General features: G+C 35.9%; 9 protein-coding genes. 8 read left to right on the top strand and 1 reads right to left on the bottom strand.

Going from position 1 to position 16,410, the window contains the following annotated elements:
• The first annotated feature begins 491 nt into the window (after positions 1-491).
• From AB8B52_RS10485 to AB8B52_RS10450, 8 genes are all read left to right on the top strand, one after another.
• Positions 492-4,079, top strand: coding sequence for a T9SS type A sorting domain-containing protein (locus AB8B52_RS10485; RefSeq protein WP_406027839.1), 3,588 nt, complete (start codon positions 492-494; stop codon positions 4,077-4,079).
• A 354-nt stretch (positions 4,080-4,433) separates the two neighbouring features.
• Positions 4,434-8,882 carry a choice-of-anchor J domain-containing protein gene (locus AB8B52_RS10480; RefSeq protein ID WP_406027837.1) on the top strand — a complete coding sequence of 1,483 codons (4,449 nt, stop codon included), beginning with the start codon at positions 4,434-4,436 and terminating at the stop codon, positions 8,880-8,882.
• Positions 8,883-9,060: 178 nt separating this feature from the next.
• Complete coding sequence (locus AB8B52_RS10475; protein ID WP_406027835.1) at positions 9,061-9,711, top strand: hypothetical protein; 651 nt, start codon at positions 9,061-9,063, stop codon at positions 9,709-9,711.
• Positions 9,712-10,185: 474 nt separating this feature from the next.
• Positions 10,186-11,802 carry a T9SS type A sorting domain-containing protein gene (locus AB8B52_RS10470; protein WP_406027833.1) on the top strand — a complete coding sequence of 539 codons (1,617 nt, stop codon included), beginning with the start codon at positions 10,186-10,188 and terminating at the stop codon, positions 11,800-11,802.
• A gap of 418 nt (positions 11,803-12,220) precedes the next feature.
• Positions 12,221-12,382, top strand: a complete 162-nt coding sequence (locus AB8B52_RS10465; protein WP_406027831.1) for a hypothetical protein — start codon at positions 12,221-12,223, stop codon at positions 12,380-12,382.
• A 15-nt stretch (positions 12,383-12,397) separates the two neighbouring features.
• Positions 12,398-13,537: a hypothetical protein gene (locus AB8B52_RS10460; RefSeq protein ID WP_406027829.1), complete on the top strand. Its 1,140-nt coding sequence runs from the start codon at positions 12,398-12,400 to the stop codon at positions 13,535-13,537.
• 31 nt (positions 13,538-13,568) lie between these two features.
• The gene (locus AB8B52_RS10455) at positions 13,569-14,642 is read left to right on the top strand and encodes a nucleotidyltransferase family protein (RefSeq protein ID WP_406027827.1); all 1,074 of its coding nucleotides are present in this window, start codon (positions 13,569-13,571) and stop codon (positions 14,640-14,642) included.
• An 84-nt stretch (positions 14,643-14,726) separates the two neighbouring features.
• Positions 14,727-15,299 (top strand): outer membrane beta-barrel protein, encoded by a 573-nt coding sequence (locus AB8B52_RS10450; RefSeq protein WP_406027825.1) that lies wholly within the window; start codon positions 14,727-14,729, stop codon positions 15,297-15,299.
• A gap of 71 nt (positions 15,300-15,370) precedes the next feature.
• On the opposite strand, the gene AB8B52_RS10445 is transcribed toward AB8B52_RS10450, so the two are convergent.
• Positions 15,371-16,315, bottom strand: a complete 945-nt coding sequence (locus AB8B52_RS10445) for a UDP-glucuronic acid decarboxylase family protein (protein ID WP_406027823.1) — start codon at positions 16,313-16,315, stop codon at positions 15,371-15,373.
• Positions 16,316-16,410: the final 95 nt, after the last annotated feature.

Below are 16,410 nucleotides of genomic sequence, written 5' to 3'. Positions count from 1 at the left end.
TCAACTTTTACTCTTTTACCATAGTCATTCAACTAAGAGCGGATAAAAATACTTAATTATGAACTATTACCGTTTGAAATAGCGAGATAATTATTTAACGTGCATTATAAAACTCAAGGCATCTACGACGTATCCAATTTTTTCTCTACAAAACCCTAAACGTATGGTTTAACAAAAATCAAAGGGTATCAAGTTTCCGCCTAAAACCGCTTTAAATCCATCTTTTTAATGTAGCAAAAGCAAAGCGCAACACATAACCATACAACAGAATCATAAAGCCGCCAAATATCCATTCTTTGTTATCTAAAAAAATTAATTTTTACATTTTTTGTAGGAATAATATTTCTAAAACTTACACTTCAGCTAATAAATAAGCAAAAAAAATTGTTTATTCATATAATTAAATTACCTTCGCACAGTATAAGAAATAGTTACAAAACACCTCTTAATATGTTAATGCCAAGGTGTTATAACTAAAAATACCAAGAATTATGAAAAAAATTTACATGTTTTATGTTTTGACAGTCCTATTTTCTTTAGGATTTAGTCAAACCATCGTTACTATTGACCGAGCAAACATAGCTGGGCCGACACTGACAGATAATGTCGCAAACATATCTTCCGCAGGTCTAACTAGAGGGTCTGGTGTCGCTCAAAGTACGGTGAGTGGCAACTTTACATCTAATGGTTGGACTGTTGCTGGCAACCAAGCAACTGCCGAGACCAACAATGACTACATTGAATGGTCTACTACAGCAAGTACAACTTTTGAAATTACGTTAACAGACCTAGATATAAGACTAAGAAGAAACACCAATGGCCCTACAGACTGGCAAATTTTCTACAGCCTAGACAACTTCGCTACTGCTGGTGTCGCTTTAACAGGGAGTCAAACTTTTACAGCAGCTGACACAAATGAAATTTTTAATTTATCAGCAGCAGGCCCTGGCGTATTGTCTGGTGCTTCAGGAACAATAACATTTAGATTATACGCATGGGGAGCAACAACTAGCGGAGGTTTCCTTAGAGTTATTCAATCAAACACGTGGTCTATTTCAGCAGCAGTACCATCGCCAGGAATCAGACTTTTAGGAAGCGTTGCTACCACATCTACAAACAGTATTGAATCAGACATTACAGCCTTAACAGTTCCTAGTGTTCCTGATGCCAATATTGATTACACTGCATTTAACGCCACTTCTGGATTAAGCGTTTTTCCTAGTGCAAATTCAAAAGCCATAGGTGCTTTTACTATTAGAGATGGTGGTGCAGGTAGCGATACTGACACCGATAATACGATTTTAAATTCCATTGAATTTACCATAGCCAATAGCGAAAATATTGCAGCGATCGCAATATTTGATGGATTTACTAATGTCGCAGAAGTAACAACTGTAACTCCTTTAACCAACTTTACTGGGTTAAATTTAACCGCTATTGATGGTGGCACAAAAGACTTTTTTGTGTTTGCAACTTTTAAGACTGCAGTGACTGATAACGAGCAAATACAATTAACTGTACACGCGGTAACTACACCTGCAACTGGCAGTTCATTATTTGCTACCGCAAACGCTGGTGGTGCTGAAACCTCAATTGCTGGCGATGACAATAGAATAGAAGTCACCGCAAGCCAGTTTGAATTTGTACAACAGCCTACAGACGGTAACCAATCTGAGGTTATGGTGCCTTTTCCGACCATACGCGCAATTGACGCCAACTTAAATTTAGATTTAGATGCCAACTTTACTGGTATAGACGTCGCCACCATATCAGGATCAAGTAGTATTGTAGGCGAAACTTACAACATGGTAAATGGCGAAGCTACCTTAGATAAAATTGTCTTTGTCGGGCAAGAGATCAACAGAAATTTATTGGCTTCAACGACTTTACCTTCAATATCAGGTACTAGTGGTTCTTTTAATATTGATGGCCCATTGATAGCAGTAGCAGAACAAAACTTTGATACTGCGACGGGTTGGACTTACACCAGCGATACTCCATTTTTTGGAACGGTTGTAGATTGGGGAGACACGGTAGGATATTTTGGCGAAATTGCCCTGACCGATGCATCACCTATTAATAACACAACATTTTCTGATGAAATCTTAGGTGAAAATGATTTAAACGACACAGCGAACCCTTTTGCTGTAATTACATTGGCAGATATTGATGTTAGTAGTTTTAGCGATGTTAGAATAGAATTTGATTGGCAAGTTGTTGGTTATAACAATAATGCTAATGATATCCAATACCGTCTTAGACTAAATGGTGGTGCAACAGGTGGATGGGTCACTGTTTTTGATGGCAATGGCACTATTAATGATGACCAAGGAAGGGTGAAAATTAATATTCCTGACGGGAGCTCAACTGCAGGATTACAGGTGAGATTAAGAAACAACCGTGCCGCAGGTTATTCTGGATTCGATAATTTTAAAATCGTAAGTGTTTTTGATGGTTTAGTATACTCAGAAGCTGGCCCTGTTAGTGGCTGGTCACCGAACGCTCCATCGAATACCACAGGAACTGATGATGCCTATATCCTTGATGGAACTTACAACGTTGGTTCTAATATTGAAATTGCCAATTTCTTTATCAACGATGGCGGAACCACGACGGTGACTCCAGGGCAATCCATAACGGCTAATACAGGTGTTATTAATAACGGTGTTTTGGAATTAAACTCTCTTTCTACCTCATATTCTAGTTTAATAACAGATAACGTTACAGGTGAAGTGATTTACAACCGTCATGTCAATCAATTTACAGGTACGGGATCATCAACAGGAAATAATGATTTAATTTCTGCTCCTGTCACCAATGCTAATCAAACATTTTTAGCATTAAGAACTGCGAATTCCGACATTCCATCTGGTAATATTGGTGGTGTACCTTCATTTTTATTTGGACCTTTTAACAACGTTACAAACAGCTATGTTAATTATTCAGCAACCGATGATCCGTCTTTAATTGCTGCTGGTATTGGCTATAGAACTGCCTCTACTCAGCCTACAGGCTCAACATTTAGATTTGTTGGTGATGTAGAGACAGGAACGCTTTCCGTACCAATAACAGTTGGCGCTGGCAGTAGAAGTAACCTTATAGGTAACCCATATCCTTCATACATAAATCTATCGACTTTTTTAGCTGAAAATAGTACTGAATTTGACCCAGCTTCTTCTGGAGTCTATGGCTATATTGGCGATATTACTAGCGGATTTCTTGTATGGAACCAGGCGTATGCAGACGCTAATCCAACTGCTAAACTTACACCAGGTCAAGGCTTTTTTGTGAATTCTAAAACTGGTGGAGGTTCTATAGACTTTACTCCAGCCATGCGAACGACTGGCACAACAGACGATTTTATATCTGGTAGAGCTGCAAATCAAAATCTAGCGCACGTTAATCTCAAAGTGACTGATAACGAGCAGCAGTACCAAACGGCTTTATACTTTAATGATAATGCATCTTTAAGTATGGATCCAGGTTACGACTCTGAATTGTTTGAAGCTACTGAACCTACTTTTGCCATCTACTCACATTTAGTAGAAGACAACTTAGGAAACAACTTGGCAGCGCAAGCGGTAAGTTTTGCAGATTTAGATAACGTATCTATTCCTTTAGGAATTAATGTTGCACAAGGAGTGCAAGCTGTTGTAAGTATCGCAGAACACAACATCCCAGAAGGAGTATCAGTGACTTTAGAAGATAATGTTACAAATACCTTTACAAACCTTTTAGATGGTGACTATACGTTTACACCAAATACAACATTAACGAGCACAGGACGTTTCTACATACACTTCTCAAGAAGTGCATTGAGCCTAAATGATGATGTCTTAAATGGTATAGAAATATACACTGATACACAGCTAAAAGCCATAGTTGTTAAAGGACGTTTAGCTGCAAAAACACAGTGCAACTTATACGATATTCAAGGAAGAGTGATAAGCTCACAACAATTAGATGCTAATAGTACAGAACACCGCATTGACGCTTCTAATCTTACCTCTGGAATTTACGTTATAGAATTACAAAGCCAAAATGGCACAACTAAGACGGAAAAACTGATACTTAGATAAGTCAATACACAAGACTATCTTTTAAATTGAAAACGCATCTCACTAGAGATGCGTTTTTTTTGTTTTAGAATAAGTACTTAAATTCACATCCAACAAATACATAAAAGTGACCAGCTTATAAAACCTGTGTCTTAAAAGAAACTTAACAGTTTGTTAATAACTAATTCTAGTAAAAACTAGGCTGTTTATTATATTTGCGTCCCCTATTCTGCTAAACACCTTACTTATAATCAATGGATTGTCGTTGAAGTTCTATAAATCAACGATGAAGCACACAAAAATGTCATCCTTTCGTTTAACAAAGCATAATGTCATTTTTGTAAAAAATAGAATTATTGATTATAAATTTTATATATGAAACATTTTTACACATTATTACTTGCTTTATTTATTACTGGATTAGGGTTTGGGCAGGGCGTTGAGGACTTTGGAAATCTATGTACCTCGGGTTGTAGCCCTTCAAATTCTAGTTACGACTCACGATCATGGACGGGACAAGATGGCTCAACATGGACTGCAACGCGTTCAAGAACAGATCAGCCAATTAATGGGAACGCCATAACAATGAATGACGACACTGGAAACACTTTTGTTCAATCAGGTACGATCTCTGGTGGAATTGGAGATTTTACGATTACAACACAAAGAAAATTTAGTGGTGGTTCAGGAAATATAGATATATTAATTAATGGTGTTAGTATTGGAACTGTTCCTTATGGAACTTCTTCTCAAACTTCTACAATTTCTGGTATAAATATTTCTGGTGACATTGTTATACGAATTGATAACAATATTGGTGGTTCAAGTGGAGGAGGTGCAGATAGAGTTGCTATCGACGATGTAACTTGGACTGCTTTTAACAGCAGTTGTACGTTACCAACCACACAAGCATCAGCCTACAATACAACCGCTATAACTACCACTTCAGCAACCCTAAACTGGACATCTGGCGATGGAGATGAAGTATTAGTAGTAGTAAAAGAAGGTGCTGCTGTAGATACTGATCCTGCTAACGGAACTTCATATACAGGCAATACCCTTTTTGGTTCTGGAACTGAACTAGGCACAGGCAACTTTACAGTTTTTGCTGGAACTACAACAAATTCAACTAATATAACAGGCCTAACTGAAGGAACAACATACCATGTAGCCGTTTACGAATATAACACTACTGACACTTGCTATAATTTAGTAGAACTTACAGGTAGCTTTACAACACCATGCGCATCAATTACATCGTTTCCTTTCACAGAAGGTTTTGAAAGCGGTGTTCCGCCAAGTTGTTGGACGTCTTTTCCGGGAACTAACAACTTAGGTTTAGGTGAAAGTTGGACTTCTGATTCAGATTCTAACTCTGGTTCATTTGCTGCGGTTATTGCCGATGACGATGCTAGTGGCGTGACAGAAGATTGGTTAGTGACGCCAGCATTAGATTTGTCGTTATTATCAAATACCGAATTATCTTTTTTTTCAAAGAGTTTTTATACATCTGACTTTGGAACAGTATATACCGTTCGCGTGTCCACTACATCTCAAACTAATCACAGCAGCTTTACAACGGTGGACACATTTAACGAAACTGACTTTAGCAGTACTGCATACTCTCAATTTACGGTTAACCTTAGCGCATATGATGGACAAACCGTCTACATCGCTTTTGTGCAAACTCAAGATTTTGGCGATGCTTGGCTGCTTGATGATGTAGAAGTTAAACAAGGAACTTCTAAAAACGCAACCATAGTAGAATCTGGATTTGATGAAACAGATAATATTGATTATTTAGCTTATGATGCTAGTAGCGGCTTATTAGATAGTAACGCTTTAAAAATAGGCGAATTTATCATCCAAGACGCAGGCGCTTCACCTACTGATATTGATGCGCTGACTACAACCTTAACTGATATTACATTTGATATTACTGGTTTTGACAATATCGCTGCTTTAGCCATTTTTGACGGACCAGCAAACATATCTGAACAAACTACTATAGGCGCTTCTGCTTCATTTACAGGGTTATCATTATCTGCGCCAGATGACGGTACTTATACATTTAGTGTTTACGCAACTTTTACATCTACAGTTACAGATAATGAGCAAATTCAATTAACTATTAGTTCTGCTACTGCAGATACAAATGGTTCTACATTCGCGGACGGTGATGCAGGAGGTGCTTCAACGTCAATTACAGGCGATGATAACCGTATTGAAGTTACAGCAACGGATTTAATTTTTGACACAGACACCTCTGATAGCGTTCTAAATATAGTCATGTCGCCAGCGCCAAGTGTTCTAGCGGTGGATTCTAATGTAAATATAGATTTAGATTTTATGGACATTATTGTCCTATCGCCTTCAACGACTGGTATTTTTGACGCTGTAGCTGTAACGAGTGCACCAGCAGTGGACGGAGAAGCTCTTTTTAACGCTTTAATTTTTGATACCGTCGGCACTGGATATGTTCTTACCGCTGCATCTGGATTACTAAATACAGATTCTAGTAATAGTTTTAACGTTACTGCCGTAGCACCAACTTGTAATTCTATTTTTTCAGATGATTTTTCAGGTGACCTTTCAAATTGGTCAAATACTAGTGACTGGACCATTAATGCCAGCGGTGAATTAAAACACGATTTAAATAATGTTTCTGGGAGTAGTTATATCTATTCTGATCTTGGTAACCAAGATTATACTTCAGGTAATTACGAATGGCAATTTTGTATAAGAAACGGCAGCTGGGATCCATCAGGTAGTAACAAATTTGCTTTTAATTTATTTTCAGATACTTTTAATCTACTATTTGAACCAACAGGATATGCCGTAGGCGTAAATCAATCGGACACTTCAGATGATTTAAAGTTATATGCTGTAAACAATGGTGCTTATACTGAAATTCTTGCATCTCCTTTTGACTGGAGTGAAAGTGATAACGTTTGTATTAGAGTAACTAGAAGCACATCTGGAGACTGGGAATTATTTTATGACGATAATGGATCTGGTGAAACTAGTGCAGGAACGGTTACCAATACTGACTTTACCTCTGGTAATTATATTGGCACCACCTTTAATTACAGTTCTAGTAGAGCTGGTCTTTTATATATCGACGACATCAGCCTATGTAAAACAGATGGAACTGTAAATTTTGTATATGATGGAACAAATTGGTTACCTGTAGATCCGAATGGGATATCGACGTCTTTAGATCAAATTATTGTACAATCTAGTGATGCCACAATTTCATCTAATACAAGTGCTAACACGGTTACCGTAAACCCAGGCGCAAGCTTAACGGTAGATTCTGGTATCACCTTAACCATTGCTGATGCTACAGATGGTCTTACTTTAGAATCAACCTCATCTAGTTATGCCAGTTTAATTAGAAACGGTACCATAACAGGTACTATTAACTATGAACGTTTTGTAAACCAAATCGGATCTGGAACCGCCGCTGGAAATGACCTCATATCTATTCCATTAACAGAATTTGGTCTTAATTTTCAATCCTTTTTAAGTTTTGGGAATCCAAGTAACAGAACTATAATTCCAGCAAATGGAGCTAATACGGTTCATGCTTTTGCACCTTATGATAATGTTAATCAACAATTTGTTAATCTACCAACATATTTGGAAACAGCACCACCAGATCCTGCTGCAGAACCTTTAATTTCTGGTGTAGGCTATAGAGCAGCATCAACCTCTGGTGCAACAGTTACCTTTACAGGTGAAGCCTTATCTAATGATGTGGCGGTTACTATAACGACTCCGAACGTAACGTTAAGCCAGTGGAACCTTATAGGAAATCCATATCCAAGTTATTTGGATGCTGCCAAGTTTCTTGCTGCTAATAGTGGTCCTATGGAGGATAGCGCAGAAGCCATTTATGCTTATAATAGCGCCACCTATACTGGTGGAGCAGCAACAACTGGGAATTACACCATCATCAATTCGGCAACAATTGCTGCATTTCCTGGAGAAAACTTTAACATTGCGCCAGGCCAAGGGTTCTTTGTACCAGCAGATATTACACCTGCAAACTTTACTGGAACTATTGACTTTATCACTGGACCAACAGCCTCAGATGATATGAGAACCACTAGCGGATCGGATGATTATATTACAGGTCGTAACAATGATTTAACCTATGTATTAAAGTTAGCTTTAAATACAGATGCTACAACGACGTTCTTCTTTAATGATAACGCATCTAGAGGATTAGACGCTGGTTATGACGCTAAAGTATTTGGTGGCAACACACCTATGTTCTCTCATTTGGTAGAAGATAATACAGGTGTATCAATGGCACTTCAAGCTTTAGCCATTAGTGATCTTTCTGATGTGAGCATCCCTTTAGGCGTTAATGCTAACCAAGGTGAACAGCTTAACTTTAGCGTAGCACTTAGTACCTTACCTAATACGGTAAGTGTTTACCTAGACGATACATTAAATAATACCTCTACGCTTTTAAATACATCGGATTATGTGTTGACACCAAATGCTAATCTCAGTGGTACTGGTCGATTCTATTTACGTTTTGGTAACAATGCCTTATCTGTATCAGAGACTAGTTTTGATCATTTAAACATCTATACAAACGACAAAGCAAAAACGGTTGTAATTTTGGGTCAGTTATTAGAGCCAACAACGGCTCATATTTATGATTTACAAGGACGTAGCGTTTTGTCTACAAATTTAATGACCTCGCTTCATACGCAAACTATCGATATTAGTAACTTAAGCATCGGAGTCTATGTTGTAGAATTACAAAATGCATCACAAACAAAGACGCAAAAAGTGATTATTAAATAGACATCACCTCTAAAAATTAAAAAAAGCGTCCTTGATTTGGATGCTTTTTTTTACCAAAAACAGTTTAGAACAACCTCAAAAACGAGAATTTATTAACACGAAAACGTTTTCGTAAGTAGAATTATAAAATTTATAGTAGTAGATACCTATCTTTGAGATACTTAAAAATGAATTTATTATGATGATAAAATACACTCAGTTTATATTTTTTATAGCTATGATTATAGCGGCATGCACATCTCTTACTTTCGCACAAGCCAATTACGCATGGATAGCAGAATTCGATAATAATTATTCAACTAGTAGAACATTTAATGATGGAGCTACGGGAGCAACGATTCGTTCTCTAACGGTTCAATCTACCAGTAATACTGATGAATATGTTATAGAATGGGATAATTTCAATAATAAATGGCAAAATGGAGCTTCACCATTGGATGCTGAATTCACCTTATTTCATGGACTTGGGGGAAGCCCAAATGGCGTTGTAAGTTCTGGCACAACTACTGGTAACTATTATACATTTCAAATTGATGGATTATCTTATACCAACCGAAATGCTGTGATAATGGAAACTTCAAGCCTACCAGTGAACATTTCAACCGTAACAAGTTCTTTCGTTGCACCTAATGAAGATGAAGTAATAACAGTGACACTTAGTGGAGCGAAATCCCCAGAAGAACGTGTTTTTATTAGATATAGTGATAATGGGTTTTCCTCTTCCGAGGTTGCAGAAGTATCCTTTGCTACAACGACAGCTTCAACAGGAACAACAACGATTCCTGGAAGTTACAACACACCTAGTAGATCTGTAAGTTATTACGCCTAAAGTACAACTGTAGCAGCAACGTCTTCTTCAAATCACGACCTTATAACGCTTAGATTAGGAAATAATGGTGGTTCAAACTACAGTTACACTGTAGATAATAATTGGGAGACTGTCACTAACGGTAATTTTTCAGCAGCATCAACATGGAGAGCCAATGCAGTACCTCCTCCAAATCAGGATTTAGTAATTGCGTCTAATTTATCTATAGATCAAGACGTTGATGCAAATTCTATTGTTTGTTCAGCTGGCAATGACCTAAGCGTTACTGCAGGAAATAAATTAAGTATCGCTACTACTGATGGAACACCCCTAGGTATTACTGGCTCTGGAAGCTTAACTATCAGTGGAACGCTATCGCTATCTGAAGGTGGTTTTACAGACATTGTACCAACATATAATGCTGGCTCTACTTTAGAGTATATAGATATTGTTGGAAGTTACCAGCGTTTTAACGAATGGACAAATAATACCTCATTGGGTGCTGGTGCTGGTGTTCCGGACCATGTAATTATTGACAATACAGATTTAGATTTATCAAATGGCTCACAAGCCACCTTTGTAGATTTTAGTATCATTTCAAATTTAACAATTCAAAATAATGGTGGTTTAACCATCGATGAAACTGAAAGTTTATCAATTGGAGGTAATCTAAGCAACACAGGTTCCCTGACATTGAATTCAATTTCTGATGATTATTCTAGTTTAATCGTTTCCGGAACTTCTACAGGCAATATTAATTACAACCGCTACGTAAATAGTAATGCCTCATCTGGTGGAAACGATTTAATTAGTGCACCAGTAACGGGTCAGGCATTTAATACCTTTATTACCAATAACAGTACTATTTTAGCCAACCCTAGTGGACCAGAAATACTGTTTGGTGGTTTTGATAACGATGCAAATGATTTTGAACTTTGGGATGAAACAGCTACCACAACTCTAGATGCTGGTATTGGTTACCGTTCTGGTATTGATAGTGCAATCACACCAGCTAATAATATTGTAGCGTTTGAAGGCACGGTAAATACAGGAAATATAGATGTTACAATAAATAAAGGCACACTGAGTAAATGGAACTTAATTGGTAATCCATACCCTAGTTATTTGAGTGCTCAGACATTTTTAAATAACACCACCAATCAATCTTCTTTTACTAATGACCCAGACGCAGCAACAGATGTTAGTCTTGCTGTAATTTATGGTTATAATGACAATACTGGAGCAGGAGGAATTTATACACCTATAAATTCTGCAACTTTGCTAAGTGGTGATTATTTATTAGCGCCTGGACAGGGATTTTTCATATCTAGTAATGTTACGGCAGGTACAACGATTCAATTTACTCCTACAATGCGCGCATTTGACGGTGGAGATGATTTTATTCAAGGTAGAGAAAATAATACAGTGACAAGCTTAAAATTAGAACTCAGTAATGCAACACAAAACTTTGTGACCGATTTTTATTTCACCGAGTTTTCATCCTTAGGCTTAGACCAAGGCTATGACGCTAGTCTGTTTGGAGGTTCTGCTCCAGCATTTGCTTTATATTCTCATTTAGTTGAAGATAATACCGATACACCACTTGCTATCCAAGCATTAGGAGAAACAGATTATGAAAACACCACTATATCTTTAGGAGTCAATGCAAGTAGCGGTGAACAAATTTCTTTTAGTATTTCGGAAAGCAACTTGCCTAATACGGTTAACGTGTTCTTAGAAGATACAGAAACCAATACGAGCACCTTATTAAACAGTTCTGATTACGTGTTAACACCAGGTGGCAATTTAAGCGGCACAGGGCGATTCTATCTTAACTTCCTTAGTACGGCATTATCTGTTTCAGACGCTGCTTTTGACACACTTAATTTGCACACAAATGCCTTAGACCAAACAATCGTGATTTCTGGTCAATTATTAGAGGATACTACTGCTGATGTTTTTGATATTCAAGGGCGTTTGGTTTTATCTAAATCATTAAATACTAATAGTAGTATCAACTTTATAGATACTGCTGAATTGCAAACTGGTATTTATGTTGTGAAATTGTCTAGCGGACAACAAATAAGATCAGAAAAAGTTGTTTTAAATTAAACACTAAACTTTTCCTAGCAAGAGGTGCATTGATAACGATGCACTTTTTTGTTTTAACAAAAATTATTTTAAATGTGACAAGTGAAACAATTCAGTGTCTTATTTACATAGAGAGGTCTTTTTAAAAATCAACAACACAATAGGTAAATACACTAGGCTTATCGAAAATCGATTTATTTAACGAGCTATAATTATTATTTTAACTAAACTACTTAGGAGGTAACGTGATTTAAATATGAATTCTCACCTAAAGTATAATAGCAATAGGTATGAAATATTTGAATTTAGAAATAAATGAAAGTCAAGAAAAATAGCGTTATAACGTAGCGTATAAAACTTTAAATCAAACCTTTTTTAGATTTTACTACTTTAAATAAATTATTTTATTATTTTTGAATCAAATTTTAGGGCTATAGCCATGAAGAAAAACAACAACACCGATAAAATCACTCGTAAAGAAGCTATCCAAAAAATGGGTAAGTATGCTGCATTAACTGCGGTAGGGACATTTGTGATTTTAAATCCACTAAAAGCACAATCGTCATCACCACCAGATCCAGGAGGAGACCCATTCGATTAATTTCCGTCTTTTATTTTGAATATTAATTTAGCACCTACATTTACAAAACCGCTGGGTGAAGTTTTTGTGTTATGGTATGAAGTATCTAATACTTACAGCATCATAGCACCCGAATTCCAGTTACTTCTTGAATCTTATTTAAAATCAGAATCAGAATCAGAATTCTTTAGTACGCTGTCCAATGAGATTAGTGCATCGGAGGCTTCTAATATATTTGAAACGTTACAGCATTATCTACTAAACTGTAATACTCCGAACACAGAAGAAATTTTTCCGTTAATTAAACCTGATCATTATCAAAGAAACATTTCTAAAGTTTACAATTTTAATGGCAGAACGATCAAAGTTTATTTCGATTCTGCGCCTGTTATCAATCTTATACATCCTGCTCTAGAGCATTTTACAACGAATAAAATCGACGAAGCTGTTGTAGCTACTTTTGATATTTACTTAAAAAACGATGATCTATACTTACTAAAAGATGATGAACTAATCGCCTGTGTTCCAAAGCGCAAGTATCATCTCATTCAAGGTAAATTTATAATGCACCTCTTATGTGCTCTACATAACAAACAAGAAAGCGATTGGATTGGTACTTTTCACGGATCGACTATTACAGATGGTAATTCGTCTATAATGTTTGTTGGAAAATCTGGTAAAGGCAAAAGTACCTTATGCACTTTACTCGCATCTCAAGGTTTTAGGCTCCTTGCTGATGACGTATCACCAATGTTATCAAAAGATCAACATATATACTATAACCCTTCTGCCATATCCATAAAAGAAGGAGCTTTCAATTTATTAAAACCCATCATCGATGATTTCAATCAATTACCTTTGATAAGATTTAATAAAGCCAAAGGCAATTTAAAATATGTACCCTGCGCAAGACCCGAAAAATACCACTATCCATGTGATGTGATCATTCTAGTTAATTTCACACCTCAATCCGAAACGCAACTAGAAAGAGTATCTGTTAAAACCATTCTTGAAACATTGATTCCAGATTCTTGGCTATCACCAAATCCTTTTCATGCACAACAATTTTTAGAGTGGCTTTCTCAGCTCAAACTCTATAAATTAACGTACAGTGATACCAATAGTGTAACCTCTGAAATTTCTAAATTATTTAAAGAGGGTAATATAAAGGTTTAATATATTATATTTAAACCCTCTACAAAAGACTATGAATAATTTAGCAATTACATATCAGTATATCGCAGATATTCTAAGCTTTGAAGTTCCTAATGCTGAACTAAAAAAAACACTCTGCCAACCCTCTTTTGACTGGGACAGCATTGTAAAAGAAGGCAGTAAACACTACATAATACCTGCTTTATATTGCAGACTTAAAGCAAAAGAGCTTTTAGATCTTTTACCCGAAGAACTCATTCATTATTTAGAATTTATCACGGACGAAAACCGGAAAAGAAATACGATAATACTAGAACAAATTCATACGATTTCTAAGCTTCTAAACTCTAAAGATATAGAGCATGTCTTTCTAAAAGGTGCTGCCCTACTCGCTTCAAATTGTTTTGATGATATTGCAGAGCGTATGCTTGGTGATATCGACTTAATAGTTGCTCCAGACCAAACGCACGAAGCTCATACATTGCTTTGTAATAATAACTATTCGCCTTCTTACCAAACTTTAGGTAACGATTTCTTTGCACATAAGCATTTGCCCAGATTAGAAACAGAAATAACATCTACACGAATTGCGGCTGTTGAAGTGCATGAAAAATTATTTATGGATTATAATTATGAAGCCCTCAATTTTGAAACATTATTTAATGAAAAGCGGCAACATAATGGTCTATTTATACCTAGTAAAAAACACCTCTTAATGCATAATATTCTTAATTTTCAAATTAACGATTATGGAGCTCTTTATCACAGTATCAGTTTTAGATCAGCTTATGATACCATAATATTACAAAAGACATACTCTGGACCTAAAAATTGGTATAAAACTCAACCTTTTAAAAATTATTTCAGATATGTAAGTCTCTTTTTTAAGGATATAAAATGGTCCTCAAGTTCTAAAACTAAATTATTTACAAAATTTTATTTATTTAAATTAAGGCATGTGACATTTTACAAAAATTGGAATAAGCTGGTAAAATTAAGGCGTCTTACACCCATTTTTTTTTCAAGAACGTGGTTATTTGTGTCGAATAAAGCTTATAGAACTGCTATTATAGAAGATAGAAATAGAATTTACAGTCATTTTAAGTCTATTTTCAGCAACTTTTAATTTTTTTTAAGTATTATTATAAAAGATTACGGCAATATTTGTTTTGTAAGGCATAAAGTTTAACTTTGACAAAATTATTTTAGCATGAAAAAATTAGTTTTATTGGGATTATTGGTAGCATTTAGTTTTACCTCTTTTGCACAAAGAGATGCCAACGAGTGGTATATAAATGTAGGTCTTAATGCTATAAACAGTCTCGGATCTCAAAATCCTTTGTATAAACCTAGTGACTGGAGCTTCCAATTTCCAATAGCAGCAGCAGTTGAATTTAACTGGAGTGAAACATTTGCCATAGAACAATCTATTACATTTAATGGTTTTAATACCGATAACAGAATTGATAGTAGATTTAATAATTTATCGAAAGATTATAATTATTTATCGTTCGATACTCATGTAAAATATTATTTCGGTCGTCACATATTACCAAATGCAGATTGGATAGATTTTTATGCTAATGCTGGTTTTGGTTTCTTTCATATTGATGAAACTAATGTTTCTGCGAATTTTGGTGGTGGAGTACTGGTATGGTTGAATGCTAGTAGAACTTTTGGACTTAGAGCACAAACCATTGGTAAATTTGCTTTTAATCATCCTGAAAGTGGTTTTGACAATAACCACTTTCAATACCATTTACAAGCTGTATTTAAATTATAAGTTGACTTACGTTGATATATAAAAGGGTCACAAATTAAAATTGTGACCCTTTTTTTTGCTCACAACTTTAACTATTTCTTAATGAGTAGCTGATCGAAATAATTAATAGTATGCTTAAGACCTTCATTTAACTGAACTTTTGGTTCCCAACCTCCTAGCTCTTTTTTTGCCAAACTAATATCTGGCTGTCGCTGTAAAGGATCGTCTTGTGGTAACGGCAAGAATGTTATTTTAGATTTAGAATTTGTTAAACTGATAACCTCTTTAGCTAAATCTAACATAGTAAACTCGATAGGATTACCGATATTTACAGGTCCAATAAAGCCATCTCGGCTATTCATCATACGATGCGTGCCTTCGATTAAATCATCAACATATTGAAAACTTCGAGTTTGGGTACCATTTCCAAAAATAGTAATGTCATCACCTCGAAGCGCTTGAACAATAAAATTTGATACCACACGACCATCTTGAGGATGCATCCTAGGCCCATAAGTGTTGAAGATACGTATGATTTTAATTTTAACTTCGTTTTGATTATGATAATCCATAAACAAGGTTTCTGCACAACGCTTTCCCTCATCATAGCAAGAGCGCAAACCTATTGGGTTCACATTTCCCCAATAACTTTCGGGTTGTGGATGAATCGTTGGATCTCCATAAACCTCACTCGTAGAAGCTTGCAATATTTTAGCACCTACACGTTTTGCCAATCCTAACATATTAATAGCTCCCATTACAGAGGTTTTAACAGTTTTTATCGGGTTATGTTGGTAATGCACAGGCGATGCTGGACAAGCTAAATTATAAATTTCATCGACCTCTATCATGTATGGATTAGTAATGTCATGACGCACTAATTCAAAATAATGGTGATCCATTAAGTGTTCTATATTCTTTTTAGAGCCTGTAAAATAATTATCCAAGCAAATAACTTCATTGCCCTTATTAAGTAACCTATCACAGAGATGAGAGCCTACAAATCCAGCGCCTCCAGTCACCAATATTCTTTTCATATGTTCTTTGTTTATTGATAATAAATTTTCACATGCTATTCGCAAATAACCATTCCCTTGTGTAATGAAAATTTCAGCATGATCGTTTCAAAATA

The organism is Winogradskyella sp. (assembly GCF_045105575.1).
Taxonomy (GTDB): Bacteria; Bacteroidota; Bacteroidia; order Flavobacteriales; family Flavobacteriaceae; genus Winogradskyella.
Note: the sequence above shows the minus strand (reverse complement) of the source record. Positions and strands in the feature narration are given on the sequence as shown.